The 26,678-nt window shown below is 32.0% G+C and carries 27 protein-coding genes and 1 pseudogene; 22 read left to right on the forward strand and 6 right to left on the reverse strand.

Features of this window, described 5'->3' with window-relative positions:
• The first annotated feature begins 87 nt into the window (after positions 1-87).
• From B4A23_RS02640 to B4A23_RS02675, 8 genes are read left to right on the forward strand one after another with little or no spacing between them, the layout of a single operon-like run.
• Positions 88-534, forward strand: coding sequence for an SRPBCC domain-containing protein (locus tag B4A23_RS02640; protein WP_286511940.1), 447 nt, complete (start codon positions 88-90; stop codon positions 532-534).
• Between the two features lie 22 nt (positions 535-556).
• A complete protein-coding gene (locus tag B4A23_RS02645) occupies positions 557-964 on the forward strand; it encodes an SRPBCC family protein (RefSeq protein ID WP_135836496.1) in 408 nt (135 codons plus the stop codon).
• A 12-nt stretch (positions 965-976) separates the two neighbouring features.
• Positions 977-1,369, forward strand: a complete 393-nt coding sequence (locus B4A23_RS02650) for a VOC family protein (protein WP_291116547.1) — start codon at positions 977-979, stop codon at positions 1,367-1,369.
• Between the two features lie 3 nt (positions 1,370-1,372).
• A complete protein-coding gene (locus tag B4A23_RS02655; protein WP_291116550.1) occupies positions 1,373-1,828 on the forward strand; it encodes a hypothetical protein in 456 nt (151 codons plus the stop codon).
• A 5-nt stretch (positions 1,829-1,833) separates the two neighbouring features.
• Positions 1,834-2,763, forward strand: coding sequence for a DUF1801 domain-containing protein (locus tag B4A23_RS02660; RefSeq protein WP_291116553.1), 930 nt, complete (start codon positions 1,834-1,836; stop codon positions 2,761-2,763).
• Positions 2,763-3,227, forward strand: coding sequence for a DUF1801 domain-containing protein (locus B4A23_RS02665; protein WP_291116556.1), 465 nt, complete (start codon positions 2,763-2,765; stop codon positions 3,225-3,227). Before B4A23_RS02660 ends, B4A23_RS02665 begins: the two co-directional genes overlap by 1 nt.
• Positions 3,228-3,230: 3 nt before the next feature.
• Entirely contained in the window at positions 3,231-3,887 is a 657-nt protein-coding gene (locus tag B4A23_RS02670; RefSeq protein WP_291116559.1) for a DUF2461 domain-containing protein, read from the forward strand.
• A gap of 27 nt (positions 3,888-3,914) precedes the next feature.
• Positions 3,915-4,361, forward strand: coding sequence for a VOC family protein (locus tag B4A23_RS02675; protein WP_291116562.1), 447 nt, complete (start codon positions 3,915-3,917; stop codon positions 4,359-4,361).
• A 52-nt stretch (positions 4,362-4,413) separates the two neighbouring features.
• Here B4A23_RS02675 and B4A23_RS02680 read toward each other — a convergent pair.
• Positions 4,414-5,809 (reverse strand): annotated as a pseudogene (locus B4A23_RS02680) (alkaline phosphatase).
• A gap of 64 nt (positions 5,810-5,873) precedes the next feature.
• The gene (locus tag B4A23_RS02685; RefSeq protein ID WP_291116565.1) at positions 5,874-6,455 is read right to left on the reverse strand and encodes a DUF6642 family protein; all 582 of its coding nucleotides are present in this window, start codon (positions 6,453-6,455) and stop codon (positions 5,874-5,876) included.
• 107 nt (positions 6,456-6,562) lie between these two features.
• Here B4A23_RS02685 and B4A23_RS02690 point away from each other — a divergent pair, with 107 nt between their 5' ends.
• The 3 genes from B4A23_RS02690 (at position 6,563) to B4A23_RS02700 (ending at position 10,995) form a co-directional block, all read left to right on the forward strand.
• Positions 6,563-7,216, forward strand: a complete 654-nt coding sequence (locus B4A23_RS02690; protein ID WP_291116568.1) for a class I SAM-dependent methyltransferase — start codon at positions 6,563-6,565, stop codon at positions 7,214-7,216.
• A 105-nt stretch (positions 7,217-7,321) separates the two neighbouring features.
• A complete protein-coding gene (locus tag B4A23_RS02695; protein ID WP_291116571.1) occupies positions 7,322-9,088 on the forward strand; it encodes an AMP-dependent synthetase/ligase in 1,767 nt (588 codons plus the stop codon).
• A 131-nt stretch (positions 9,089-9,219) separates the two neighbouring features.
• Positions 9,220-10,995 (forward strand): AMP-dependent synthetase/ligase, encoded by a 1,776-nt coding sequence (locus B4A23_RS02700; RefSeq protein ID WP_291116573.1) that lies wholly within the window; start codon positions 9,220-9,222, stop codon positions 10,993-10,995.
• 36 nt (positions 10,996-11,031) lie between these two features.
• Here B4A23_RS02700 and B4A23_RS02705 read toward each other — a convergent pair whose 3' ends face one another.
• The gene (locus tag B4A23_RS02705) at positions 11,032-11,418 is read right to left on the reverse strand and encodes a hypothetical protein (protein WP_291116576.1); all 387 of its coding nucleotides are present in this window, start codon (positions 11,416-11,418) and stop codon (positions 11,032-11,034) included.
• A 121-nt stretch (positions 11,419-11,539) separates the two neighbouring features.
• Between B4A23_RS02705 and B4A23_RS02710 the strand changes: the two genes are divergently transcribed.
• From B4A23_RS02710 to B4A23_RS02750, 9 genes are all read left to right on the forward strand, one after another.
• Positions 11,540-13,303: an AMP-dependent synthetase/ligase gene (locus B4A23_RS02710; RefSeq protein WP_291116579.1), complete on the forward strand. Its 1,764-nt coding sequence runs from the start codon at positions 11,540-11,542 to the stop codon at positions 13,301-13,303.
• A gap of 86 nt (positions 13,304-13,389) precedes the next feature.
• On the forward strand, positions 13,390-13,923 hold the full coding sequence (locus tag B4A23_RS02715) for an STM3941 family protein (protein WP_291116582.1): 534 nt from the start codon (positions 13,390-13,392) through the stop codon (positions 13,921-13,923).
• Between the two features lie 27 nt (positions 13,924-13,950).
• Entirely contained in the window at positions 13,951-15,258 is a 1,308-nt protein-coding gene (locus B4A23_RS02720) for a DEAD/DEAH box helicase (RefSeq protein ID WP_291116586.1), read from the forward strand.
• A 13-nt stretch (positions 15,259-15,271) separates the two neighbouring features.
• Positions 15,272-15,568, forward strand: coding sequence for a Dabb family protein (locus B4A23_RS02725; protein WP_291116588.1), 297 nt, complete (start codon positions 15,272-15,274; stop codon positions 15,566-15,568).
• Between the two features lie 180 nt (positions 15,569-15,748).
• Positions 15,749-16,510 (forward strand): type I methionyl aminopeptidase, encoded by a 762-nt coding sequence (gene map / locus B4A23_RS02730; RefSeq protein WP_291116591.1) that lies wholly within the window; start codon positions 15,749-15,751, stop codon positions 16,508-16,510.
• A 6-nt stretch (positions 16,511-16,516) separates the two neighbouring features.
• On the forward strand, positions 16,517-16,816 hold the full coding sequence (locus B4A23_RS02735) for a hypothetical protein (protein WP_038331664.1): 300 nt from the start codon (positions 16,517-16,519) through the stop codon (positions 16,814-16,816).
• A gap of 212 nt (positions 16,817-17,028) precedes the next feature.
• Entirely contained in the window at positions 17,029-17,601 is a 573-nt protein-coding gene (locus B4A23_RS02740) for a YceI family protein (protein WP_291116594.1), read from the forward strand.
• 27 nt (positions 17,602-17,628) lie between these two features.
• Positions 17,629-18,447 carry a 4,5-DOPA dioxygenase extradiol gene (gene ygiD, locus B4A23_RS02745; protein ID WP_291116597.1) on the forward strand — a complete coding sequence of 273 codons (819 nt, stop codon included), beginning with the start codon at positions 17,629-17,631 and terminating at the stop codon, positions 18,445-18,447.
• A 37-nt stretch (positions 18,448-18,484) separates the two neighbouring features.
• The gene (locus B4A23_RS02750; RefSeq protein ID WP_291116600.1) at positions 18,485-19,003 is read left to right on the forward strand and encodes a YceI family protein; all 519 of its coding nucleotides are present in this window, start codon (positions 18,485-18,487) and stop codon (positions 19,001-19,003) included.
• Positions 19,004-19,055: 52 nt separating this feature from the next.
• On the opposite strand, the gene B4A23_RS02755 is transcribed toward B4A23_RS02750, so the two are convergent.
• Together B4A23_RS02755 and B4A23_RS02760 are read right to left on the reverse strand one after the other, a co-directional pair.
• Positions 19,056-20,519, reverse strand: a complete 1,464-nt coding sequence (locus B4A23_RS02755; RefSeq protein WP_291116603.1) for an alanine/glycine:cation symporter family protein — start codon at positions 20,517-20,519, stop codon at positions 19,056-19,058.
• Positions 20,520-20,751: 232 nt separating this feature from the next.
• Positions 20,752-23,094 carry an ATP-dependent helicase gene (locus tag B4A23_RS02760; RefSeq protein ID WP_291116607.1) on the reverse strand — a complete coding sequence of 781 codons (2,343 nt, stop codon included), beginning with the start codon at positions 23,092-23,094 and terminating at the stop codon, positions 20,752-20,754.
• A 195-nt stretch (positions 23,095-23,289) separates the two neighbouring features.
• Between B4A23_RS02760 and B4A23_RS02765 the strand changes: the two genes are divergently transcribed.
• Positions 23,290-23,742, forward strand: coding sequence for a Fur family transcriptional regulator (locus tag B4A23_RS02765; protein ID WP_038331681.1), 453 nt, complete (start codon positions 23,290-23,292; stop codon positions 23,740-23,742).
• A gap of 61 nt (positions 23,743-23,803) precedes the next feature.
• Here the strand turns inward: B4A23_RS02765 and B4A23_RS02770 are convergent, their stop codons facing one another.
• Complete coding sequence (locus B4A23_RS02770) at positions 23,804-24,724, reverse strand: Dyp-type peroxidase (protein ID WP_291116610.1); 921 nt, start codon at positions 24,722-24,724, stop codon at positions 23,804-23,806.
• Positions 24,725-24,969: 245 nt separating this feature from the next.
• Between B4A23_RS02770 and B4A23_RS02775 the strand changes: the two genes are divergently transcribed.
• Positions 24,970-26,643, forward strand: coding sequence for an OstA-like protein (locus B4A23_RS02775; RefSeq protein ID WP_291116613.1), 1,674 nt, complete (start codon positions 24,970-24,972; stop codon positions 26,641-26,643).
• Positions 26,644-26,678 lie beyond the last annotated feature (35 nt).

Genomic DNA, 26,678 nt, shown 5'->3' on the forward strand with positions numbered 1-26,678 from the left:
AATATCGATAAAGTTTTAATTATTTTTTATGAATTCGAAAATTCGAACACTTTTTTTGATTAAATTAGTTAGCCAAAATCAATTGAAATGAAGTTAACTGCAAAAGCAACAATTCAAATTCAGAAATCTAAAAATGAAGTTTTTGATGCGATTGTTAATCCAAATAAAATGAATCAATATTTTATTGCTTCTTCGACGGGTGCTATCGAAACTGGAAAAATTGTTGAATGGAAATTTCCTGAGTTTGATGATATTTTTCCTGTAATGGGAGGCGATTTAAAACAAGATGAATACATTTCTTTTGATTGGAGCGGTGGAGTTGATGATATGCTGGTGGAGATTTTTCTCGAAAAAGGAGAAAATGATTCGACAATTGTTAAAGTCATTGAACATGAAATGAATGATGATGAAGCTGGAATTAAGCAATTGATGGGACAAACAGAAGGTTGGGCGAATTTCTTGGCTTGTCTGAAAGCTTATCTCGAATACGGAATTAATTTGCGCAAAGGTGCTTTTGATTTTATGAAACCTTAAAAATCAACAAAAAACTATACGTATGATCACAATCGAAACAATAATAAATGCTCCAATAGATCAGGTTTGGAAAGCTTTTAATTCTCCTGAAGATATTGTAAAATGGAATCAAGCTTCTGATGATTGGCATTGCCCGAAAGCAGAAAATGATTTGCAAGTTGGAGGAAAACTAAACAGTACGATGGCTGCGAAAGATGGCAGTTTTCAATTCGAGTTTGAAGCTAAATATGACGAAATCATTCCAAATAAATTTATTCGTTATTACATTGCAGATGGTCGCAAGGTTGAAATAAATTTTCATGAAGAGAATAATTTAACCAAAATCACAGAAAAATTTGAACCAGAAAGTCAAAATCCTACTGAAATGCAGCAACAAGGTTGGCAAGCTATTTTGAATAGTTTCAAGAATTATGTTGAATCGAAAAGCTAAAAATAGTTGAAGATGGATGAAAATAAATCGAAAATTGGTCAAATGGTTTGGGCTGATTTAACTGTTGAAAATTCGACTGAATTAAAAGATTTTTACAAAGAAGTGATTGGTTGGGAAGTCAAAAATGTAGCGATGAAAGATGGCGAAGAGGAATACAATGATTATGCAATGATGTCTTCTTCAGAAAATGCGGCTGGTGGAGTTTGTACGAAACGTGGCATGAATAAAGGAATTCCTTCGCAGTGGATTATGTACATTAGTGTAGAAAATGTTGCGGAAAGTTTGCAAAAAGCATTGGAAATGGGAGGGAAATCTATTCATGAGATTAAAAATAAAGAAGGAAATCTTCAATTTGCAATTGTAGAAGATCCTGCTGGAGCTGTTTTTGGATTAGCAAATGCTTAAAATATGAAAAAAGTATCGTTTACAGAAGTTATTTATGCGCAGCCTAAGCATGTGCATAAAGTAATGATTGCACCAGATTCGTATAAAATTTGGACAACGCCGTTTAGTGAAACTTCAGATTTTAAAGGAGATTGGTCCGAAGGTTCTCACGTTTATTTCACTTATGAGACCGAGAAAGGTTCGGCTGCGATGATTGCTACTATAGATGAAAATATTGTAGGAAAATCAATCAAAATGCGTCATATCGGAAAGCTGAACGAAGATGGTCAAGAGATTTTTGATGGACCAGAAATTGATGCATGGAAAAATACAGAAGAAACGTATAAAATGGAAGATGTTGAAGGTCATACACGATTAACCTGTTCGGTAGAAATAGATGATCAGGTTTTTCCAGAAACTCAAGTCAGAGAAATGTGGATAAACGCACTACGCAAGCTGAAAGAGATTTGTGAGGATTAATGATGATGACAAATAATTTTACAACTATTGATGAATATATTCTTGGGTTTGATCAAGCTAAACAAGATATTTTAGAAAACGTAAGAAAAATTATTCACGAAGCTATACCACAAGCAACAGAAACGATTAATTATAAAATGCCCACTTTCCGATTGAATGGAAATGTAATTCATTTTGCGATGTTCAAAAATCATGTAGGAATTTATCCTGGAGCAGAAACAATCGAACATTTTATAAATGATTTGACCGATTTTAAAACATCAAAAGGTACAATACAACTTCCTTTGAATAAAGCTTTACCAAAGAAATTATTAAAGGAAATTGTGTTGTATAAAGTTAATTTGATGAAAGATCAAAAAACTGGTGAATGGACAAAATACAATGGAAATTGGGCGGAAGCGAATGAGAAAATTCAACAAGTTGTCAATGAAACAGAACTGATAAAAGAGTTTAAATGGGGTGGAGATATTTACACGTTCAATAAGAAAAATGTGTTGGCATTTAGTGGTTTCAAAAATCATTTTGCGCTATGGTTTCACAATGGCGTTTTCTTGAAAGATCCATACAAAGTTTTGGTGAACGCAAATGAGGAAAAAACGAGAGCTTTGCGTCAATGGAGATTTAATTCTGCCGATGAAATTGATGTCGAAAAAGTAAGAGAATATGTCTTAGAAGCGATTCAATTGGTGAAAGATGGAAAGGAAATAAAACCTCAAAAATCTGCGCCAAAAGAAGTTAATGGGATTCTGAAAGAAACTCTAAATCAAGATGATAAATTATTTACTTCATTTAAAGCTTTAACTCCTGGAAAGCAAAAAGAATACATCGAATATATTGATGAAGCAAAACAAGAGAAAACGAAAATTTCTCGCATCGAAAAAATAAAACCTATGATTATGGAAGGCAAAGGTTTGAATGATAAATACCGAAAATAATGCAATACGAAGTAGCAAATTTAGAAGAATATTTAACGTCAATTCCTGTAGAAAGAAAAGAAGCTGTTGAGAAATTAATTAATATTTTGGCCGATAATTTACCCGTTGGTTTCGAGTTGCAGTTGAGCTATGGTCATCTTGGGTTTGTTGTGCCGCATTCACTTTATCCGAATGGTTATCATTGCGATCCGAAATCGCCGTTGCCGTTTATCAATATCGCTTCTCAAAAGAATTTTATTGCGTTATATCACATGGGAATTTATATGGACGACAAATTGCTGAATTGGTTTGTCGCCGAATATCCAAAATACTCGAAACGTAGATTAGATATGGGAAAAAGTTGTATTCGTTTCAAAAAAGTGGAGGATATTCCATTCGAATTAATCGGAGAATTAGCGCAAAAAATTACGCCACAACAATGGATAGAAAATTATGAAAAAGTACTACTTACTCGAAAAAAATAAATCATGTCACAAATCGATAAATTTTTAAAAAAATTAGAAAAAAATAATAACCGCGAATGGTTTACAGAACATAAAGTTGAATTTGATACGGCGAAAGCTGAAGCAGATTCAATTTTCAATGCGATTTACCAAGAATTAACTAAAAAGAAAGAATTAGAACCGCTCAAAATTTATAGAATTTACAGAGATGTTCGTTTTTCTCACGATAAAACTCCTTATAAAACTCATTTTTCTGCACAAACAGGTCGTAAAAAACCACTTAATAGAGGTGGATATTATTTTCATATTCAACCGAATCATAATTTTATTGGTGTTGGTTTTTGGGGACCAGAACGTGAAGATTTGCTTCGTATCAGAAAAGATATTGAAGTTTCGGATGAATTAGCAAAGATTTTGAAATCAAAAACAATTCAGAAAGAATTTGGTGAAATGCAAGGAGATGAAGTGAAATCTGCACCAAAAGGTTTTTCTAAAGATCATGAAAGAATTGAATTGTTGCGTAAAAAGCAATATTTATTTATCAAGAATTTTACAGATGAAGAAGTTTTAGCAAAAGATTTTCCGCAGAAAGTGGCGAAATCAATTCAAGTTCTTCAACCATTTTTAGATTATATGACCGAGGTTTTAACAACCGATGAAAATGGTCAACCATTATATTAAAAAAATAATCACAAAAAATACAATATTATGGCTAAAGTACACGCTTACTTAAATTTTAACGGAGATTGCGAAAAGGCATTTCAGTTTTATGAAACTGTTTTTGAAACGCAAAATATTGGGATGTATAAAATGGGTGATATGCCGCCAAGTCCAGAATTTCAGATTCCAGAAAGTGCAAAAAATAAAGTGATGCATGTAGCATTGTTTATTAATGAAACAACAATGTTAATGGGTTCTGATATTATTGAAGAATTTGGACATCAATACAAGGCTGGAAATAACAATTACATTATGCTTGATGTTGATAATCCCGCAGAAGCGCATCAATTATATGATCGTCTTTCGGTAAATGCAAAATCATTAGAAATGCCTTTAGCCGAACAGTTTTTTGCTGAGCTTTATGCGTCTTTTATTGATCAATTTGGAACACCTTGGATGATTCATTTTGAAGGGAATAAAGCGCATTCGATGTAATTATTAAGATAGATAAATAACAAAAAACCTCTCAACTTTGAGAGGTTTTTGTTTATACATTTACATTTGTTGCTTGTAACATAAGTTGATGAAGATCTGTATTTTTTACAAATGGCTTTAACAAATCACTTCCAGGTCCATACATTGCCAATTCTACGTAATCGCCCGAGTGATCCATACTTATCCAACCAACATTGTTGTGTTTTTTCTGAATTTCAGAGAAAAATTTGAATGGAAGTTTTTTGAAATTATACAATCCTTCTTCTTTATCCAAACCTTTGTAAAAATCTAACATATGTTTTGCTTCATTATCAGTCAAACTAAAACCATTTGTTTCGACAATCCAATCTTTGATTTCTTGTAAGTTAAAATTTTCGTGAATTTCATTCAAAATATGTTCGTTGGTATATTTATAATTAACAATACTTTCAAAATTTTTGTTTACATCAGCTCCATAAATTGTTCCTGGATTTGCATTTCCGTGATCAGTTGTGATGATAACTAATGTATTTCCATCCTTTTCAGCAAAATCCATTACAGTTTTGATAGTTTCATCAAATGCAAGTTGATCATTAATTAATCCTGCAACATCATTCGCATGCGCCGCCCAATCTACTTTTCCCGCTTCTACTTGCAATACAAAACCATTTTGATGACCTTTCAAATTATCAATCGCAACCTTAGTCATTTCTGCAAGCGTAGGAATAGATTTATTTTTTGAGAGATTTTTATGGTCAATTGCATAAGGAATTGCTCCAGTATTGAAAATTCCCAATAAAGATTTATTGTTTTGAGATTTTGCTAATTCTTCCTTTGTTTTCGCAATTTGATAACCTTTTTTCTTATAAACCGCATATAGATCTTTCTTGTCTTCTCTTTTGGCTGAATTAAAAAATTCGTCACCGCCACCTAATAAAACATCAATACCAATTTCGGCATATTTTTCAGCAATCTCTGGCTCAGCATTTCTACTAGCAGAATTTACGCAAAAACCAGCAGGAGTTGCATGAGTAATCGTAACCGTTGTCACACAACCCGTTCTTTTACCAGCTTTTTTGAATTTTTGCCAAATTGGAACATGATTTTCTCCATTCGCACCAATGTTCAATACACCATTTTTTACACGAATTCCACCTCCAAAAGCAGAACTCGCAGCCGCAGAATCGGTAACAATAGAACTTGCAGAAGCAGTGTCCATCAAAGCTCTTTTTACTTTATTTTCTTCATAAAGATTAATCCAATTACCATTTTTTCCGTGTAATTGTTTGTTGTATAAATTAGCCATAGCAAGAGTCCCAGAACTCATTCCATCGCTTATCATAAAAATAATATTCTTTGTAGAATTTGTAGAAAGATTAGATTTTATTTTGAGCAAATAAATCGAAAGGATTTAGAATTAAACCAGTAGAAACTAATGCCGATCCTCTAAGAAATTTACGTCTATCCATTTTATTGTTTTTGTAAATGAATAGATTATTTCTGAGAAGTATTTTAGCTTATTGTTAAATCTTATTAATGATACAATCTAAAACCTAATTTCAGGCATATATTGGCATGTTTATCAAAAAGCGCATGTACCAATTCTTCTTCGTCATCAATTTCTTTCGCTAAACAAAAATAATATTGATCCAAAATAGTGCTCAAAATTGGAGAAGGATTTACGTATCCTGATAAGGCTTTTGCGCCCGTCACATCAATAAAATATTGAAAACTTTCGTCTTCCAAATCTAAACTCATTGTATTTGCAAAATGAACAATTTTATCGGTTAATTTTCCTTGAAATACTTCTGCAACTTCTTCCAAACTATAGTAATAATCATTAATTTGAATTTGATTTCCTTCGCCTTCAAAAACTAAATAAATGATTTTATAATCTCTAAAATATTTATCATGATAAAGAAGATTGGTCAAACTTTCCTCGAAGCCTTCAAAGCTATCAGTCGTTTTATAAACATTTGTAATCTGAAATTCTCGCGCCAAATGTTCCAAAAATTCTAATAATTGCGAATCATTTTGCTCTTCAATATCTGCTACAGATTCCAAACAAAACAGTTTGAAATCATCTTCGTCTTCAGTTCGTATAATATCTCTCATCTATTTTACTATTTTTCAAAGGTAAGATGTAATTTTTAAATGATTAAAATCACAGGTATAATGATTAATATTTATTAATTTAGAATTATTCTATATAAATAAATTAAATGAAAAATAATATTGATTTACAAAGTCTTGCGGAACAATTGAGTTGTCCAAATGGAGACGAAGGGATTGAAGTTGGTGAGCAAATGAGTGAAAGTAATTTTGGCATGACGAAAACGACAATAGATCATTTACAATTACAAAATCAAGAACAAATTTTAGAGTTAGGTCATGGAAATTGTAAGCACTTACCTTATGTATTGAATCAAGCGAAAGATTTAGAATATATTGGTTTAGAACTTTCACAGGTCATGAAAAATAGTGCTATCATGAACAATTCTGATTATTTGAATCCAAATATTAGGTTTGAAATAATTATGGATGAAAGAATTCATTTTTATGAAAAACGATTTGATAAAATTTTTACGGTGAACACAATTTATTTTTGGAAAAATCCTAAACTTTTCTTGAGTGAAATTTATAGAGTCTTGAAATTCAACGGGAAATTTGCGCTTACTTTTGCTAAAAAGGAATTTATGGAAACATTGCCTTTTACTCAATTTGGCTTCAATTTGTACACAGAAGATGAAGTGATAAAATTATTGAAATCTGCTAAATTTTCGATTGAAGATACAAAAACATTTTCAGAAAGTGTGATTAGCAAAGCTGGCGAAAAAGTTGAAAGAGAGTATAGTATAATTATTGCAAAAAAGTAAAATGATTTTTATTGATAATAAACTTAATTTTTTTGAGAAAAGAATGAGCAAATAATTTCTAAAGTAGAAAGAATTAGCAGAAATTTGTATCCTTATTTCAAGAATATGAAACAACCACAAAGAGTATTCGATTTACCTCGATTTCAAGAAAAAAATACACCTAACATTTCGATTTTTAATTACAAAGAAAAAGGAGAATGGAAGGGAATTTCGACAACAGATTTTATCAATCGAGTAAATAATATTTCGAAAGGTTTGATTGCAAATGGTGTTCAACCAAATGATAAAGTTGCGTTGATTAGTGAAAATCGTTTGGAATGGAATTTAGTAGATTTTGCAATTCAGCAAATTGGAGCTGTTGTTGTGGCAATTTATCCCAATATTTCGGACAATGATTACGAATTTATCCTAAATGATGCCGAAATCAAACTTTGTTTTGTGAGTAATGATGCTTTATATCAACGATTATTAGGAATCAAAGATCATATTCCAAATCTTGAACAAGTTTATACATTTAATACTTATCCGCATACACCAAATTGGATTGAGCTAATTTCGAAAGGTATTTCTATTTCTGATGAGGTTTTACAAACGAAGATGGACAATGTAAAACCTACTGATTTAGCAACTCTTATTTATACTTCTGGAACAACTGGAAATCCGAAAGGTGTGATGCTTTCTCACGAAAATTTATTAGCTGATGTTAATAGTTCCGAATATTCTTTTCCTGTAAAAGCGTATGATAAAGCGTTGTCTTTTTTACCTGCTTGTCATGCGTATGAACGCGTCTTTCAATATGTGTACATCAAAATGGGCTTACCAATTTATTTTGCGCAATCAATGGATACAATTGGGCAAGATATGAAAGAAGTTCAACCGCATATTTTTTCGGCTGTTCCACGTGTTTTAGAGAAAGTTTACGATAAAATCATGGCGACTGGAGAACAATTGACAGGAGTTAAAAGAGCTTTATTCTTTTGGGCAATTTCGTTAGGAGAACAGTATGATTTAGACGAATCGAAGCTTTCGGCTTGGTATAAATTTCAATTAAACATTGCTCGAAAATTAATTTTTTCGAAATGGAAAGCAGCGCTTGGTGGTAATGTAAAAGGAATTGCTTCGGGAAGTGCAACTTTACAAACTCGTTTATTAAAATTGTATTTAGCTGCCGGAATTCCAATTTACGAAGGTTATGGTTTAACAGAAGCTGGACCTTGTTTATCTGTAAATTGTATCAAACGCGGAATGAAAATAGGAACTGTCGGAATTCCTTTGATTGATATTGAAATTAAATTAGCCGAAGACGGAGAAATTTTAGCAAAAGGAAAAAATATCATGCAAGGATATTATAAAAATCCTGAGGCAACTGCTGAAGTTTTGAAAGATGGTTGGTTGTATACGGGCGATATTGGCGAATGGGTTGATAATAAATTCTTAAAAATTATTGATCGTAAAAAAGAAATGTTCAAAACTTCTGGAGGAAAATATGTTGTTCCGCAACAAATTGAGAAAATTCTTTCAGAATCTAATTATGTCGAACAAATTATGGTTGTTGGAGAAGGACGAAAATTCCCAGCTGCTTTGGTTATTCCTTCGTATGAAAACTGTATTGATTGGGCAAAAACAAATGAATCTTCATTGATTAATTTACCTCGTGAAGAGTTTTTAACGCATCCAAAAATTTATGAATTGATAGGAAATGAAATCAATAAATTAAATGTCAATTTTGGAAATTGGGAAAAGATTAAAAAGTTCCATTTATTGCCTTATGAATTTACAATTGAAGCGGGAGAATTAACACCAACTTTGAAAATGAAGCGTAAAATCATTTCAGAAAAATATAAAAAAGAAATTGACGGGATTTATCAATAAAAACATCAATTTTTTAGAAAAATAATGAAGCAAGATTTTTATTAATCTTGCTTTTTTCGTGAAATAAAACTGATTTATAAAAATTTTGCACCAAATTTGCACTCTTTTTTATAAAGTTTAGTATTTAGAAAATGAATAATCCTACACGAATTTTTGACTTAGCTTATCGTCAACAAGAACTTTATCCTAATCATAATATGTTTGCAAGTAAAATTGATGGCGAATGGAAGTTTACAAAACCAGCCGAATTTATTGAACAAACAAGAGAAATTTCTAAAGGTTTATTAGCTTTGGGAGTTAAACCTGGCGATCGAGTAGGACTTGTATGTGAAAGCCGCTATGAATGGCATGTGATTGATTTTGCAATTCAGCAAATTGGTGCTGTTGTAGTAGCGATTTATCCAAATATTACAGATTTTGAATATCAATTTATTTTCAATGATGCAGAAATACAATTGTGTATTGTAAGTACAAAAAATTTGTATGAACGTATCAATAATATGTTTAGCACAATTTATAGTTTAGAATATGTTTTTGCGATTAATGAGTTCCCAGATTCTCGAAATTGGTCAGAATTAAAAGAAATTGGAAAAGATATAACAGACGAATATGTAAATAATCTTAGTTCAATTGTCCGAAATTCAGATTTAGCAACTTTAATTTATACCTCTGGTACAACAGGAAAACCGAAAGGTGTAATGTTATCTCATAATAATTTGGTTTCGAATTTTATTGCGGCAAAAGAAATTGTTGTGTTAGAAGAAGGTTCAAGAAGTTTAACTTTTTTACCACCTTGTCACACTTACGAAAGAACTGTAATTTATACCTATTTATATATTGGTGTAACGGTTTATTTCGCCGAAGGTTTTGAAAAAATTGGCGATAATATCAACGAAGTAAAACCTCATATTATGACGGCTGTTCCTCGTCTAATGGAAAAAGTTTACGAGAAAATTCTGAAAACAGGTAGCGCTTTAACAGGTAAAAAACGAAAAGTTTTTGATTGGGCGGTTGATATTGCTTCTCAATATGAGCCTGATGCGAAGAAACGATCTATGGTTTACAATGTGAAGCTAGCGTTAGCTCGAAAATTGGTTTTGAATAAATTTTATGAAGCGTTAGGAGGTAATTTTAAATACATTATTTCGGGAAGTGCTTCGTTGCAAGGTAAAATTGCGCGTGTTTTTATGGCAGCTGGATTACCATTTTTTGAAGGATATGGAATGACAGAAACTTCGCCTTTAATCACCGTAAATAATCCGCACAAATTAGGTGTTCGCATCGGAACTGTAGGTTCGCCAATAAAAGATGTCAAAGTAAAATTAGCCGAAGATGGCGAAATTTTGGTTCAAGGTCCTAATGTGATGATGGGTTATTATAAAAATCAGAAAGCTACAGATGAGGTCATTATTAATGGATGGTTGCACACAGGTGATATTGGAGTTTGGGAGGAAGGAGAAGGTCATTTCTTGAAAATTATTGATCGTAAGAAAGAAATGTTCAAAATTTCTGGTGGAAAATATGTCGTTCCTCAACCAATCGAAACAAAACTTGTTGAATCAAATTTTATTGAACAAGCGATGGTTGTCGGCGATGCGCAAAAATTTGCGTCAGCTTTTATTGTTCCGAATTATGTAAATCTGAAAGAATGGGCAAAAGAAAATGCACCTGAAATTAGTAATCTTTCTCGTGATGAATTCATAGCATCTACAGAAGTTCATAAAGTAATTAATCAAGAAGTTCGTAAAGCAAATCAGTTTTTTGGAAATTGGGAACAAATTAAGAAACCAGCAATTTTAGCGCATGAATTTACGATTGAAGGAGAAGAATTAACTCCAACTTTGAAATTAAAACGTAAAGTTATTCTAAAGAAATATCAGAAAGAATTTGAAGAAATTTATAAATAAAAAAATCCCTCAACTCATCATGAATTGAGGGATTTTTTATGGATTCATTCTTCCGTTAGAATATCCTCGAATCACAGTATAATTTATTTTTTCAATACTATCCATAAAAGAAGGGTTATCGGTATATATAATAAAATCTATTTTCTCTTTGATATTTCCATGAGTTTCAAATTCATTATAAAGCGAATTAACTTGAAGTTTTCCTTTATTTTCTTTTAAGAATAATTCAAAAAATGAATCATTTTCTCCTTTTGGAATAAAATAATTAGTTGGTAAATGTTTACAATCACAATTATCAGTGCTCAAATAATAGTGTCCAGAACATTGTAATTCATATAATTTAATATCTCCAATTTTATAAGACTTTTTAAAATCAGAGCTGCAAGAGTAAAATAATAGTAGAAATAAAATTAGATATTTCATAATTGTAATAGTTATAACGAATATAATTCTTTTTAAGTTGAAGATAAAATTTTTGAAAAACTCATCATTTTACGCTATTTTCGACGAATTCTTTTCAAAATTACAAAACTATAAGTGCGCTATGGAAGCAACCAGAATTTTTGATTTACCAAAACGTCAGCTGGAAAAGTTTCCTGATTTATCCATGTTTGTATCCAAACAAAATGGAGAATGGAAACCGATGAAAACCACAACTTTTTTAGAACATGTTGATGCAATCTCAAAAGGATTGATCGCTTGTGGAGTTCAACCAGGTGAAAAAGTGGGATTAATCTCAGAAAATCGTGTCGAATGGAATATGATAGATTATGCTATACAACAAATCGGAGCTGTTGTGGTAGCGATTTATCCGAATATTTCTGACAACGATTACGAATATATTTTTAGCGATTCGGCTATAAAATTGTGTTTTACAAGTAATCTCGATTTGTACACGCGAATCAATCAACTCAAAACAAAATTGCCTTCATTAGAGCAATTGTACTCGATTGATGAGTTTGAAAATACAGAAAGTTGGAATGTTTTGATCGAAAAAGGAAAAACAATTCAACAAGAAGAAATAGACAAACGTGCCGCAAATGTAAAGCACGAAGATTTAGCTTTTTTAATCTATACGTCAGGAACAACAGGAAATCCGAAAGGTGTGATGTTGTCGCATAAAAACATTATTGCAGATGTTATTGCGTGCGAATATTCAACACCACTTGATCCTTACGATCGTGCTTTGACCTTTCTTCCAGCTTGTCATGCATATGAACGAACGATTCAGTATTTGTATGTATACATGGGAATTTCGATATATTTTGCAGAATCGATGGAGAAGATTGGCGATAATTTAAAAGAAATCAAACCGCATATGATTACGGCAGTTCCTCGTGTGATTGAAAAAGTGTACGAAAAAATCATGCAAACGGGAGCGCAATTATCAGGTTTTAAGAAATCTATTTTTGATTGGGCTATAAAAGTTGGCGACGAGTTTGTGTTAGAAGATAATCAGCGTTCAGTAATCTATAATTTGAAATTAGCAATTGCACGAAAATTAGTTTTACACAAATGGTACGAAGGACTTGGAGGCGAATTAAAAGCCATTGTAACGGGAAGTGCAGCGATCCAACAACGAATTGTTCGCGTATTTTTAGCTGCCGAAATTCCAATTTATGAAGGTTATGGATTGACAGAAGCTTCGCCAGTAATTGCGGTAAATTGTTTTCGTCGAGGGAAAAAGATTGGAACGGTTGGACCTCCGCTGAAAGGTGTTGAAGTAAAATTGGCCGATGATGGCGAAATTTTAGTAAAAGGTGATATTGTGATGATGGGTTATCATAATTTGCCAGAAAAAACTGCCGAAACAATAAAAGATGGTTGGCTTTATACGGGCGATATTGGAGAATGGGTTGACAATAAATTCTTGAAAATTGTTGACCGTAAAAAAGAAATGTACAAAACTTCGGGAGGGAAATATATTGTTCCGCAACAAATTGAGATGAAAATGGTAGAATCGCCATTCATCGAGCAATTGATGGTTGTTGGAGAAGGCGAGAAGTTTCCTGGTGCTTTTGTGGTTCCGAGTTATACAAATCTCAAAAAATGGGCGCAGTCAAATGCTCCAGAAATTGTAAATCTTCCTCATGATGAATTTCAGAAAAGTGATATTGTCAAAAAGAAATTAGAAGAAGAAATCAATCAACTGAATAATCATTTTGGACATTGGGAACAAATCAAAAAGATTGCAGTTATTCCAAATGAAATGACTGTAGAAAACGGTGAATTGACGCCAACACTAAAGTTTAAACGAAAAATTATTTTAGAAAAATACAAGAAACAATACCAAGAAATTTTTGGATAATTTAGAAAGAGTCTCAGTTTTTGAGGCTCTTTTTTTATAACCTTTAATTAAGATTAAAATCTATATTTTTGTAAAAACAAAATCAGTTGAATTCAGTTAAAGTTTACGCAAAACAGACAAGCAATTGGGGATTATTATTTGGTAGCCTTTTATTTTTTGCTTGTTCAATTTATTTATTTTTAAACGCCAATCAAGTTAATTCTCCGCAAACTGCAAAAGTTTTAAGCGGAATTTTATTTGTTCCAAGTCTTTTATTCATCATAATTTCAATCAAAAAATTGATGAAAAAACAATTGATTTTATTGATCGATAAAAAAGGAATTGTTTACAAACCTACGGATCAATTGAATTATATTGAATGGAGAAAAATTTTGGAAATTGAAGAGCTGAAATTACCTCGTCAGCGTGTAATTAATATAAAAGTTATTGATGCTGATGATTTTATCAATAATGAATCTCAAAAATTCTTACAAGCGCGCATGAGATTTTGGAATAAAATGTATGGTGCTGTTGTTTCGTTTGACGCCAATACATTAGATAAAAATCACTTCGAAATCATGAATCTTTTTGATGAATTTATGGAAGATTATAAGATTTCTACAGCGTCAAAAAATGATTAATTCGAAAGAATAGACTATTTTTGCAGCATGCAAATCGATTTACTTTATAAAAATTTGGGCATCAAAGATATGAATGCAATGCAACGTTCAGCATTCAAAATGTCCGAAAATCAACGAGATTTAATTCTATTATCACCAACAGGTTCTGGTAAAACATTGGCGTTTTTATTTCCGACTTTAAGAGATTTAAATCCGGATATAAAAGGTGTTCAAACCTTAATTTTAGTTCCTGCGCGTGAATTAGCTTTACAAATCGAAACAGTTTTCAAATCGATGAAATCTGATTATAAAGTAACATGTTGTTACGGTGGACATAATACAAAAGTTGAGCAAAATACTTTGTTAGAAGCTCCAGCTGTATTAATCGGAACTCCAGGACGTATTGCCTATCATTTGCGTAACGAAAATTTTGATCCTTCAACTGTTCAAACTTTAATTTTAGACGAGTTTGATAAAGCGTTAGAATTAGGTTTTCAAGAAGACATGAGCTATATTGTTGAGCAACTTTCTGGCTTAAAACAACGTATTTTGACTTCTGCTACAGAAATGGAAAACATTCCAGAGTTTGTTGGTTTGAATGATGAAAAAATCGTGAGTTATCTAAAACAAATCGAGGTAAAACCTGATTTACATATGAAAGTGGTTAATACCATTTCAGAAGAAAAGTTGGATACATTATTCAATTTGATTTGTAAAATTGGAAGCAAACGTATGTTGATTTTCTGTAATCACCGCGATGCAGTTGATCGTATTAGCAATTTGTTGCATGAAAAAGGAATTGCGCGCGAAAGTTTTCATGGAGGAATGGAACAAGACGAACGTGAACGTGCGTTACTGAAATTTAGAAATGATTCGGTTCGAGTTTTAATTACAACAGATTTGGCTGCGCGTGGTTTGGATATTCCAGAAGTAGATTCGATTATTCATTATCAATTACCTGCAAAAGAAGCTGCTTTTATTCACCGTAATGGTCGTACAGCACGTATGAACGCGAAGGGTTTTGTGTATTTAATTATCAGTAATGAAGAACATTTTCCATTTGTAAATGAAAATTTACCGATCGAAAATTTAGGTGGAACATATAAAATTCCAGAACGTACACCTTACCAAACGATTTATATTTCTGCAGGAAAAAAAGACAAAGTAAACAAAGTTGATATTGTCGGATTTTTGTTTAAAAAAGGAGGTTTGGAGAAAAACGATGTCGGAATTATTGAGGTAAAGGATACGACTTCGTATGTTGCGATTAATCGTAAAAAAGTTCCAGATTTATTGAAAAAATTGAATGGTCAAAAAGTAAAAAATAAGAAAGTAAAAATGCAAATTGCATACTAAAAAATAGAATTTTATGTTAGCACACCACGTATTATTTTGGTTAAAAGACGACGCTACAGAAGTTGAAGTGAATACATTTCATCAAGCTTTGAAAGATTTAGAATCAATTGCTCCTTCAGTATTTTTTCATGTTGGAACGCCAGCGAATATAGAAAGAGATGTTATCGACGCTTCGTATTCGTTCTCATTGTTTGCGGCTTTCGAAACAATGGTTCAATTTGAAACATATCAAAAACATCCACAACATATCGAGTTTTTGAATGGTCCAAATAAACTAGCAAAACGAGTATTAATCTATGATGCAGATTAATCATTATAAAAAATATAGGTTTAAATCCGTCATTTGACGGATTTTTTTATGGATAATAACTCAACAATATAATCTATTATACAATAATCACGAATTTCTATCAAAATAAGCGAATAATCGTTACAAATACACGTAAATTTGCAAATGATTTCTGAAAAGGAAATCAATAGAATTTAAGCAATGATTATAGAGACAGAAGAAGAGTTAATCGGAATGAAAAAAGTCAGCGAAGCTGTAGCCGTTACTCTTAAAGAGATGAAAGATTATGTAAAGCCTGGAATGTCAACAAAAGAATTGGACGATTTCGGTGCGAAGATTATGCACAAATTTGGTTGTAAATCAGCTCCTTTTGAGACATATCAATTTCCTGGTTATACTTGCTTAAGCGTGAATGAAGAAATTTGTCACGGAATTCCAAGAGCCGATAAAATCTTGAAAGACGGAGATGTTATTAATATTGATGTTTCTGGAGAATTAGGTGGTTTTTGGGCTGATAATGGAGGTTCTATTGTTGTTGGAGAAGATGTAAATGGTTATCAAAAAATTGTTGACGCATCTATTTCTGCACTTCAAAAAGCAATTGCGGCTGTAAAATCTGGAGTTAAAATTGCTGATATTGGTGGAATTATTGAGAAAGAAGCAAAAAAACATCATTATCATGTGATCGAGAATTTAACTGGTCATGGAGTAGGGCGTTCATTGCACGAAGAACCGTTAGATTTGATGAATTTTAGAGATCCAGAAGATAAACGTCGATTCCGTAAAAATTCAGTTATTGCGTTAGAAACTTTTATTTCTGAAAATTCTTACGAAGCAATTGAACAAGCGGATGGTTGGACGATGATAGGAAATGCGCCTGGCGTTTTTGCGCAACACGAACATACTGTTTTGGTTACTTCTGAAGGTCCTATGATTTTGACGCACATGAATGGTAATTGGTAAAATTATATGAAGAGAAACGAATATATTAAAGTAGACCGCGAAGTGGTCAAAAAAATGAGCGAAGATATTCAGGCTTATTTAACAGAAAATAAGTTGGAACGTGTAAAAACGAAGGATATGATGCCTTTCTTAATTGAAAAAGGATATTTTCCTCACGATCGTAAAAAAGGATATCCTTTGCGTCAGATTCTAACAGATTTGAAAAAATCGGAAGAATTACATTTATTACCACAAGCATTTCCAGAATATTTGGAAGTCGAGAATAAAAAAACATCTACATACTGGTATTTTAGTCCAGTAAAATAATATTAAACACTTCTATTGAAGTGTTTTTTTATTGTTAACGAATTCAAAATCTTTACTTTTTGGAATATTAATTGATACAATTTGATTGTTTTTTAGTTGAAAAAATCAAGTTTTTTAATTTCTTATCTTATGTCAATGAAATCTCATTGAGGTCTGAGCTAAATTTGTACTATCAAAATAATTAATTAAAAACAATAAAATAATCATTCGTTATGAAAAAATTATTATTCACGTTAATGTTATCAGCAGCTTCAATGTCTGCATTCGCTCAAAATTATACAAATGATAAAGCGCATTCAAAGTTAGGTTTTTCTGTTTCTCACATGACAATTTCTGATGTTGAAGGACAATTCCAAAATTTTGATGTTCATTTAAACTTTACAAAAGAAGATTTAAGCGATGCAAAATTTTATGTAGTTGCAGATATCAATTCAATCAATACAGGAGTTGAAGCACGTGATAATCATTTGAAATCAGCAGATTTTTTCAATGCAGCAAAAAATTCAAAATTAGAATTCTCTTCAAAAGGAATTACACGTGTTAAAGGAAATCAATTTAAAATGGTTGGTGATTTAACATTAAACGGAGTAACTAAACCAGTTGCGTTAAAATTAGTTTACAACGGAAGTATTAACAATAACGGAGTTAAAACTTACGGATTTACAGTAAAAGGAAATGTAAAGAGAAGTGATTTTAATATCGGTGGTAATTTCCCAGAAGCTGTTGTAGGTGATGTTGTTACCTTAACATCTAACTTAGAATTTTCAGCTCCAAAAGCTAAATAATAATAAATAAAATATACTATAAAAATCGTGGATTTCAATACGTTAAAATCAATTACTTCAAGTTTTTCTACAACTGATAAAATGCCAGTTTTATTTTTAGGACATGGCTCTCCGATGAATGCAATCGAAGAAAATATTTTTGTAGAAGGTTGGAAGAATATTGGAAAAACAATCCCAAAACCAAATGCAATTATTTGTATTTCGGCACATTGGGAAACGAAAGGAACTAAAGTTACGGCTTTAGAACAACCCAAAACGATTCACGATTTTTATGGTTTTCCGCAAGCTTTATTTAATGTTGAATATCCAGCACCAGGAAGTCCTGAATTAGCAACAGAGGTCAAAAATTTAATTAAAACAACAGATGTCGATTTAGACAAAATGTGGGGATTTGACCACGGTTCTTGGAGTGTGATTAAATTTTTGTATCCAGAAGCAGATGTTCCGATGATAGAACTGAGTTTGGATGTTTATAAAACGCCAAAAGAGCATTACGAATTAGCAAAGGAATTAGACGCTTTGCGTAGTAAAGGTGTATTAATAGTAGGAAGTGGGAATGTTGTACACAATTTGAGAGCGTTAAATTGGAATGAGCCAAATGCTGGTTACGATTGGGCTTACGAAGTGAATGATACATTCAAGAATATTGTTCAAACAGGTAATCACGACGAATTGTTCAATTTTGTACAAAAAGGTAGCGCATTTAATCTTGCTGTACCATCTATGGAACATTATTTGCCATCTATTTACGCATTAGCATTACAAGGAAAAGAAGAGGAAGTAACACTTTTTAATGACAAATTAATTTATGGATCATTAGGAATGTTATCATTCAAAATAGGATAAACAAATCAATTTAAATAACAAATAAAAACAAAACATTATGGCAACAAAATGGAATTTAGACCCTTCTCATTCAGAAGTTCAATTCAAAGTAAAACACATGGTAATCTCTACAGTAACAGGAAATTTTGATCATTTCAATGCTGGTGTAGAAGCTAATTCAGATGATTTTTCTGATGCAAAATTTGAATTTGATGCGAAGATTGAATCTATTAATACAAAAAATTCAGATCGAGATGGACATTTAAAATCAGCTGATTTCTTTGCTGCTGAACAGTTTCCAGAAATGAAATTTGAAAGTACTTCAGGTATTCAAAATGGAAAAATTAATGGAACTTTAGAAATTCGTGGTGAGAAACAACCAATTACATTGAATGCTGATTTTGGTGGAGTTATCACTGATCCATGGGGTTTACAAAGAGCTGGATTTGAATTTTCAGGAGAAATCAATCGTAAAGATTACGGATTAGGATGGAGCCAAGTAACAGAAGCAGGAGGATTAGTTGTTTCGGATAAAGTAAAATTATTGGTGAACTTAGAGTTTACTCAAGCACAATAATCATAATTTTAATAGCAAAAAAGCCACTTCAAACGAAGTGGCTTTTTTTGTGTTATTTATTTTTGTTCTCCCAAAAAGTAGCATTTTTAATTCCGATTTCTAACGGATTGAAATCAGGATTTTTGATTCCTTTTTTGCGTTTGTCTTTGTAATCTTTCCAAACTTTAAGACCAACATTACTTAATAATAAAATAGCAATTATGTTAACCCAAGCCATTAATCCAACACCAATATCACCAATAGCCCATGCTGTTTCTGCAGTTTTAATTGTTCCATAATATGTTGCACCCAAGAAACAAATGCGTAAAATCCAAACATATATTTTAGTATTTTCACCTTTGAAAATATATGTAATATTAGTTTCCGCATAATAGTAATAAGCCATAATAGTAGTAAAAGCAAAGAAAAACAAAGCAATTGCAACAAAACTATCTCCAAAAGAAGGAAATTCACTTGAAACAGCGGCTTGAGTAAATCCTGTATAATCTATTCCAGGAAGATTTTCTGTAATAAAATTTCCAACTTTTTCTGGGTGATTTACATTGTATTTTCCTGTAAATAAAATCATAAAAGCGGTTGCTGTACACACAAATAAAGTATCAATGTAAACGGAAAAAGCTTGTACTAAACCTTGTTGAGCTGGGTGATTAACTTCCGCTGCTGCTGCTGCGTGCGGAGCAGTTCCTTGCCCAGCTTCGTTAGAATAAATTCCACGTTTTATTCCCCAAGCAATTGCAGCACCAAAAACGCCACTATAAAGTGATTCTTGATTGAATGCTGAAGAAAAGATTAATCTTAAAACAGAAGGAATTTGTTCGAAATTCATCCCAATAATAATGATAGCCATTAAGATGTAAGCACCTGCCATAAAAGGAACAATGAATTCTGAGGCTTGTCCTAAACGTTTTACGCCTCCAAAAATGATTAAAGCTAATAATCCAATAATTATAAAACCTACTACGTTAATTGGAATTCCGGCAAAATCATACATAGGAATATCGAAAGCATTATTCAAAGCAGATGAAATACTATTTGACTGAACGCCTGGTAATAATAATCCACAGCTCATAATTGTAATGATTGCGAATAAAACTGCGTACCATTTGATTCCTAAACCTTTTTCGATGTAATACGACGGACCTCCGCGATATTCTCCATTAATTTCTTGTTTGTAGACCTGTCCTAATGCAGATTCTATGAATGCAGATGCACTTCCTAAAAATGCGATAAACCACATCCAAAAAACGGCTCCAGGTCCTCCCATAGCAATTGCAGTAGCTACACCTACAATATTTCCTGTTCCAACACGACCAGAAATTGCTAAAGAAAAGGCTTGAAAAGGTGTGATTCCCTTGTCCGATTTTTCGCCGCTAAAAAGCAAACGAACCATGTCTTTTATATAAACTACTTGTAAAAATCCGGTGCGAATAGAGAAGTAAATTCCTGTTAAAGCGCAAAGTCCAATTAAAGCATATGACCAGACGTAGCTGCTTATTAGATTGATGATATCATCCATTTGAGTATAAAATTTTTGTTCTTGTGTTTATTTGTGGTGCTAAAATGCTAAAAAAATCTTAATTATAAGATTTAATCTGTTTATTTATTCGAAAAAATAAATCATAACAAGAATTTTATTCTAAATTTTGATGATATCTTATTTAAACCTTTTGTTTAATATCAGGTATGTAATTAATTAAAATATAAAAAGAAAAAGGTTACAAATTACTGTAACCTTTTTCTTTTTATTATTATGATCGAATGATTTTTAGTTTAGCAAAATTTAAGAGTAATTTTTTCTCTCCAGCATTATCAAAATGAATAATGGCTTTCATATCTGATGGTTCTCCTTGCAAATCTTTCACAATTCCTCGTCCAAAACGATCGTGAACGACAACTTGACCAACTTGTAAACCTTGAGTATTCGCTGTTGATGAAGCACTGCTTTTCGTTTGATTTACTGGTTTGAAATTTGACCTTGGTTGAGCTGGTTCTACACGAGCTCTCGGATTAGGTCTTGCAACCGATTTTTCTCGTTGTTGATACTGTTGCGGCGTTGGTTCGTCTCCAAATAAATCAGCTGATAATCCACTATTGTTTGAAGCTCTTGCAGAAATATTCAGATTTTTCCATTCTAAGAAACTATCATCAATTTCTTCTAAGAAACGAGAAGGTTCACAATCGATAATTTTTCCCCAACGGAAACGTGAAACAGAGTAGGTCATATAAGCCACTTTCTCGGCACGTGTCAAGGCAACATAAAATAAACGACGCTCTTCTTCTAACTCAGCGCGTGTGTTAACGCTCATCATAGAAGGGAAAAGATTTTCTTCTAAACCTGCAATAAATACAACAGGGAATTCTAAACCTTTCGCTAAGTGAACAGTCATCAAATTTACCTTGTTATCGTCATCTTCCTCGTTATCCGCATCAGTTGCTAAAGCAATATTTTCTAAAAAACCTCCTAAAGAAGCATCTCCTTCGTCTAATTGTTGTTGTTCTTCGACATAACCTTGAATCGAGTTTAACAACTCTTGAACGTTTTCTAAACGAGAAACACCTTCTGGTGTAGAATCTTCTTTCAACGCATTCAATAATTGTGTCGTTTTAGCCATTTCCATCGTTACTTCGTACACATCATGAGATTTTAACATGACTTGGAAACGCTTAATCATCAACACAAAATCATTCAGTTTGTTTGCTGTTCCTGCATTTATACCAATTGTTGGAGCATACATTGCAATATTTTCAATCAAAGAAAATAAACTAATTTGATGTTGATCTGCCGCTACCAAAAGTTTAGAAATTGTTGTTTGACCAATTCCACGTGCTGGATAATTGATTGTTCGCAATAAAGCTTCTTCATCATTTTGATTAATCAATAATCGCATATAGCCTACCATATCTTTAATCTCTTTGCGTTGATAGAAAGAAGTTCCGCCATAAACACGGTATTGAATTCCTCTTTTTCTCAAGGCTTCTTCTAATGCACGAGATTGAGCATTTGTACGATAAAGAATAGCAAAATCTTTTGGTTGAAGATGTTCATTGATCTGTCTTTCCCAAATCTGAGTTGCAATATAACGCGCTTCATCAGCATCAGAAAGTCCACGATAAACAGCTATTTTTTCACCAGTTTCATTTGCTGTCCAAACATTTTTTTCTAATTGATCTTGATTTTGTTTGATAATCTGATTCGCAGCTTCCACAATCATTTGTGTCGAACGATAATTTTGTTCTAATGGATACAATTTCGCGTCAGGATAATCAGATTTGAATGATAAAATATTTCGAATATTTGCACCACGGAAAGCATAGATAGATTGCGCATCATCACCAACCACACAAAGGTTTTCGTAACGAGAAGCCAATGCTTTTACAATCAAATATTGCGAATGATTGGTATCTTGGTACTCATCAACCATAATGTATTTGAAACGTTCTTGATATTTTGCTAAAACCTCAGGAAAACGCGTCAAAATTTCGTTGGTACGTAACAATAAATCATCAAAATCCATTGCACCAGATTTGAAACAACGATCTACATAAGCTCTATAAATATCGCCCATTCGAGGTCGCATTGCTTCGTTATCGGCTTCAATTAAAGCTTGATTGTTATGATAAGCTCTAACTGTAATCAAGTTATTTTTGTATTGAGAAATTCTTCCCAAAACTTGTTTTGCTTTGTAAATATCTTTATCCAAATGCATTTCGTTAATAATCTTTGTCATTACCGAAACTGCATCTTGTTGATCGTAAATTGTAAAATCTGATGGATAACCTAAAAGCGGAGCTTCAACACGTAGAATGCGCGCAAAAACAGAGTGGAAGGTACCCATCCAAAGAGCTTTTGCATTCGCTTCGCCAACCACATGTCCGATACGTTCTTTCATTTCTCGGGCAGCTTTATTGGTAAATGTTAAAGACAATATGTTGAAAGCATCAACTCCTTTATTTAGTAAATGAGCAATGCGATAAGTTAACACTCTCGTCTTTCCAGAACCCGCACCTGCAATCACCATTACTGGACCTTCGGTAGCTTCTACAGCCAAACGCTGTGGTTCGTTCAGTTTTTCTAAATAATTTTCTTCCATCGTGTGCAAAGTTAACCTTTGTGGTGTAAAGGATAAAATAATTTTGAAAGATTATATATTTTCTTATATAGATATATTGTTAATTATAGACTATTATAAAGATTTATTATCAAGAGATAGAAAAAACGTACGAATTGAAAGCTGTTTCGTTACATTGATAAGGAAATATTCTGTATATTTACACAAATTTTTTATATGACAGACGAATCAGTAAAATCAAGTAATTACGAAATAGTAAAGCAAGTGTTTACGAATTTCTTGGAAGACAATGGACATCGTAAGACACCTGAACGTTATGCTATTTTAGAGGAAATTTATTTTACAGATGATCATTTTGATATTGATATGTTGTATATCAAAATGAAAAATAAGAAATACCGCGTTAGTCGTGCTACTTTATACAATACTATCGAGCTTTTGATGGAAGCTAAATTGGTGCGTAAACATCAGTTTGGAGATCAACAAGCGCATTACGAAAAATCATATTTCGACAAAAATCATGACCATATTATTTTGTCTGATACAGGAGAAGTATTGGAGTTTTGTGATCCAAGAATTCAATCTATTAAACAAACGATAGAAGATATTTTTGATATCAAAATTGATAATCATTCATTGTATTTTTACGGAACTCGTAAAAATAAATAACCTTGATTTTATAAAATCAAAAGACCTTTTACGATTTCGTAAAAGGTCTTTTTTGTTATTTTTAATTAGAAAATTGATCTAATAAATCAAAAGAAGGAACAAAAAATAAAGTTCCAGTTTTGGCTTTACTAAAATCTAATATTCGATCATAGTTTCCGACAGGTTCGCCAACAAACATGCGTTTTAACATTTCTTCTACAATACTAAATTTTCTGGCATAAGCGATAAAATAGGTTCCCATTTCATTTGTAGACATATTTCCAAAAGGCATATTATCACGAACAATTTTTTTGTCATCTCCAACATTTGCTAATGCAGAATGCGAATTCGAAGGCTTTTCATCATCATTCATTTCGATATCATCAACTTTAGATCTACCAATTACTTTTTCTTGTTCAGAGATTGGTAAATTTTTCCAAGCTTGCATATCATGAATGTATTTTTGCACAAATAAATAACTCCCATTTGTATAAGCAAAATCTTCATTGCCAATCAAACCAAAATTTATTCTCTCGTTACCTTGCGGATTTTCAGTTCCATCAACAAAACCTAAAATACTACGCCCATCCCAATATCTAAAACCATGAATTTCTTCTTGACAGGTCGCAACATCATTTAATAAATCAGTCAAATTAGAAACGATATCAACGCAATAACTTTGTTGCGTAGAGCGGATATGAAAATGAATATCGCCCTTTGTAGAAACGGCTTCATGCTTTTCTCCTTTAATGGCAACAAAAGGTTTTAATTCTTTCGGTAAAGGTTTTGGTAAATCTAATTTTATCCAAGCATCGTAGCTAATTCCTAAAATAACGCTCGATTGCGTTTTCGGAAAACGTGTATTTGCTGAATGATTAAGATTGATAACCAAAGTACAAAGCTTTTTGAAAGCATCTTTGTAAGTCGTATTTTCCTTGAAATTCCAAACCATAAAAATAGTATTGGTATTTGGACTGTCTAATACATTTTGATATTGAGGCATTTAATAGATTTATAAAATTGAATATGAAGTTAAGAATTTTAAAACTTAATTTGATGAATAATAGTTATTTTTTTAATCAAATTAAGACTTAAAAATCTATCATATTGATTAAAACATTATGAAAATTTTAAGTATTCAAGCACGTTTTAACGTAATAATTAATTTTTAGGACTAAAAAAATAATACTAATTTTGGCTAACACTTTTTTGAAGTGAAATAGAGATTAAATAAAAAATAATAAGTAATTGTTAATTAATTATATAAATAAAAATAAAACAGGTTTGAAAGTTGCTTTTTTACTTTCATGTTTTATAACGATAAGTGCTTTTGCGCAACAGAAACCTAAAAAAGAAAAAGTTATTCTAAGGCATGCTGATTTAACTGAAAAAAATCCAAAGCTTTTTGAAGGAAATGAATTTTTGTCAGGTAATGTTGTTATTGAATATAAAGGTGATGTAATTTCGGCTGATAGTGCGGTTTTATATCGAGATAAAAACTTGGCTGTTGTTTGGTCGAATGCACGTTTGGTGAGCAAAGACAAAACAATTACGGCGCATAAAATGGAGTACGACGGAAACACAACAATTGCAAAAGCTTTCAAAGATGTGGTGTTGACTGATCCAAGTTCTCGTATTACGGCAGATTATATGGATTATAATCGTACAACCGAGATTGCGACTGGTATTGGAAAAGTAGAAGTGAAGACGCCTACGCAACAAATCAGTTCTGAGAAAATGATTTACGAGCGATTGACAGGAAATATCATTGTAAATGATACTTACAAAACAATTGGTTCTGATGGAACTTTAGTTGAAGGACGAAATGTTGTGTATAATGTAAAGTCTAAATCGGCAAATTTTGGTTCAGAAGTTTTTATTACGAATAAAGATTATACGATTTATTCAAGAAAAATGACGACCAATGATATTACGGGAATTACAACTTTCCGCGATTATTCTAAAATTACACGTCGAAATGATCCATCACAATATATCATTACTTCGGATGGTGATTTTAATAAAAAAACAGGTGAAGCTTGGTTAAGAGGAAATTCAAAAGTTTATTATCAAAACAAAACTTTAACGGCTAAAAAACTTTATTTCAACGATAAAACAGGTTTTGGTAAAGGTGAAGGTGATGTTTTTTTGGATGATCCTTTAGAAAAAAGATTTTTGAAGGGAGATTACGGGGAAGCTTTTAAATACTTAGATTCGGCTTTTGTAACGAAGAATGCGTATGCTGTGAAAGCGTTTGATAAAGATTCGCTTTACATTAGTGCAGATACATTGTTGGCGGTAAAACGTCACGATGTAGATTCAACTTCATTAGTGAAAGCATTTCATAAAGCGCGTTTTTACAAATCGAATGCGAACGGAAAAGCAGATTCTTTGGTGTACAATCAAACTAAAGGATTGATGCAATTTTATAAAGATCCAATTTTATTTTCTGGCGATAATCAAGTGACTGGAGATTATATCGAAGCATATACAAATGCGAAAACAGAAAAATTAGACTCGATGAAAGTGTTCAATAATGCTTTTGTGATTGCTAAAGTGGATTCGCTTGTGGAAAATGAATATCATCAAATTAAAGGAAAATATTTAACTGTTCTTTTTCAGGACGATAAAATTGATTTTATAAATGTAGAAGAAAATGCTGTCGCGTTGACGTACATGGATGATACGGATCAAAAAACGAAAGTGAAAGAACGTTATGGAGTTAATATTTCGTATTGTGGAATTATAGAAGTTGATGTTGTAGGAAAAGATGTTGAATTGGTTGCATGTCGTATAAAATCGGACGGAAAAATGTATCCATTGTCAAAATTTCCAGAAGAAATGCGTTATTTGCCCGATTTTAAATGGCGAATTTCTGAACGATTAAACACTTGGCGAGATATTTTTATCGATTCGAAATAATCTTTTCATAAATTAATCGTTTAATTTCTAAAACT

Origin of the sequence: Empedobacter sp. UBA7248 (assembly GCF_002472945.1) — a bacterium.
Classification (GTDB): domain Bacteria; phylum Bacteroidota; class Bacteroidia; order Flavobacteriales; family Weeksellaceae; genus Empedobacter; species Empedobacter falsenii_C.

What these genes read in the sequence shown, in the direction of transcription:
- B4A23_RS02720 (WP_291116586.1), top strand. Translation starts at nt 13,951, where the DNA reads ATGCAAATCGATTTACTTTATAAAAATTTGGGCATCAAAGATATGAAT.
- B4A23_RS02755 (WP_291116603.1), bottom strand. Translation starts at nt 20,519, where the DNA reads ATGGATGATATCATCAATCTAATAAGCAGCTACGTCTGGTCATATGCT.
- B4A23_RS02670 (WP_291116559.1), top strand. Translation starts at nt 3,231, where the DNA reads ATGTCACAAATCGATAAATTTTTAAAAAAATTAGAAAAAAATAATAAC.
- B4A23_RS02685 (WP_291116565.1), bottom strand. Translation starts at nt 6,455, where the DNA reads ATGAGAGATATTATACGAACTGAAGACGAAGATGATTTCAAACTGTTT.
- B4A23_RS02710 (WP_291116579.1), top strand. Translation starts at nt 11,540, where the DNA reads ATGGAAGCAACCAGAATTTTTGATTTACCAAAACGTCAGCTGGAAAAG.
- B4A23_RS02725 (WP_291116588.1), top strand. Translation starts at nt 15,272, where the DNA reads ATGTTAGCACACCACGTATTATTTTGGTTAAAAGACGACGCTACAGAA.
- B4A23_RS02665 (WP_291116556.1), top strand. Translation starts at nt 2,763, where the DNA reads ATGCAATACGAAGTAGCAAATTTAGAAGAATATTTAACGTCAATTCCT.
- B4A23_RS02645 (WP_135836496.1), top strand. Translation starts at nt 557, where the DNA reads ATGATCACAATCGAAACAATAATAAATGCTCCAATAGATCAGGTTTGG.
- B4A23_RS02750 (WP_291116600.1), top strand. Translation starts at nt 18,485, where the DNA reads ATGGCAACAAAATGGAATTTAGACCCTTCTCATTCAGAAGTTCAATTC.
- B4A23_RS02765 (WP_038331681.1), top strand. Translation starts at nt 23,290, where the DNA reads ATGACAGACGAATCAGTAAAATCAAGTAATTACGAAATAGTAAAGCAA.
- map (WP_291116591.1), top strand. Translation starts at nt 15,749, where the DNA reads ATGATTATAGAGACAGAAGAAGAGTTAATCGGAATGAAAAAAGTCAGC.
- B4A23_RS02695 (WP_291116571.1), top strand. Translation starts at nt 7,322, where the DNA reads ATGAAACAACCACAAAGAGTATTCGATTTACCTCGATTTCAAGAAAAA.
- B4A23_RS02700 (WP_291116573.1), top strand. Translation starts at nt 9,220, where the DNA reads ATGAATAATCCTACACGAATTTTTGACTTAGCTTATCGTCAACAAGAA.
- B4A23_RS02770 (WP_291116610.1), bottom strand. Translation starts at nt 24,724, where the DNA reads ATGCCTCAATATCAAAATGTATTAGACAGTCCAAATACCAATACTATT.
- B4A23_RS02690 (WP_291116568.1), top strand. Translation starts at nt 6,563, where the DNA reads ATGAAAAATAATATTGATTTACAAAGTCTTGCGGAACAATTGAGTTGT.
- B4A23_RS02675 (WP_291116562.1), top strand. Translation starts at nt 3,915, where the DNA reads ATGGCTAAAGTACACGCTTACTTAAATTTTAACGGAGATTGCGAAAAG.
- B4A23_RS02760 (WP_291116607.1), bottom strand. Translation starts at nt 23,094, where the DNA reads ATGGAAGAAAATTATTTAGAAAAACTGAACGAACCACAGCGTTTGGCT.
- B4A23_RS02740 (WP_291116594.1), top strand. Translation starts at nt 17,029, where the DNA reads ATGAAAAAATTATTATTCACGTTAATGTTATCAGCAGCTTCAATGTCT.
- B4A23_RS02655 (WP_291116550.1), top strand. Translation starts at nt 1,373, where the DNA reads ATGAAAAAAGTATCGTTTACAGAAGTTATTTATGCGCAGCCTAAGCAT.
- B4A23_RS02640 (WP_286511940.1), top strand. Translation starts at nt 88, where the DNA reads ATGAAGTTAACTGCAAAAGCAACAATTCAAATTCAGAAATCTAAAAAT.
- B4A23_RS02660 (WP_291116553.1), top strand. Translation starts at nt 1,834, where the DNA reads ATGACAAATAATTTTACAACTATTGATGAATATATTCTTGGGTTTGAT.
- B4A23_RS02705 (WP_291116576.1), bottom strand. Translation starts at nt 11,418, where the DNA reads ATGAAATATCTAATTTTATTTCTACTATTATTTTACTCTTGCAGCTCT.
- B4A23_RS02735 (WP_038331664.1), top strand. Translation starts at nt 16,517, where the DNA reads ATGAAGAGAAACGAATATATTAAAGTAGACCGCGAAGTGGTCAAAAAA.
- B4A23_RS02650 (WP_291116547.1), top strand. Translation starts at nt 977, where the DNA reads ATGGATGAAAATAAATCGAAAATTGGTCAAATGGTTTGGGCTGATTTA.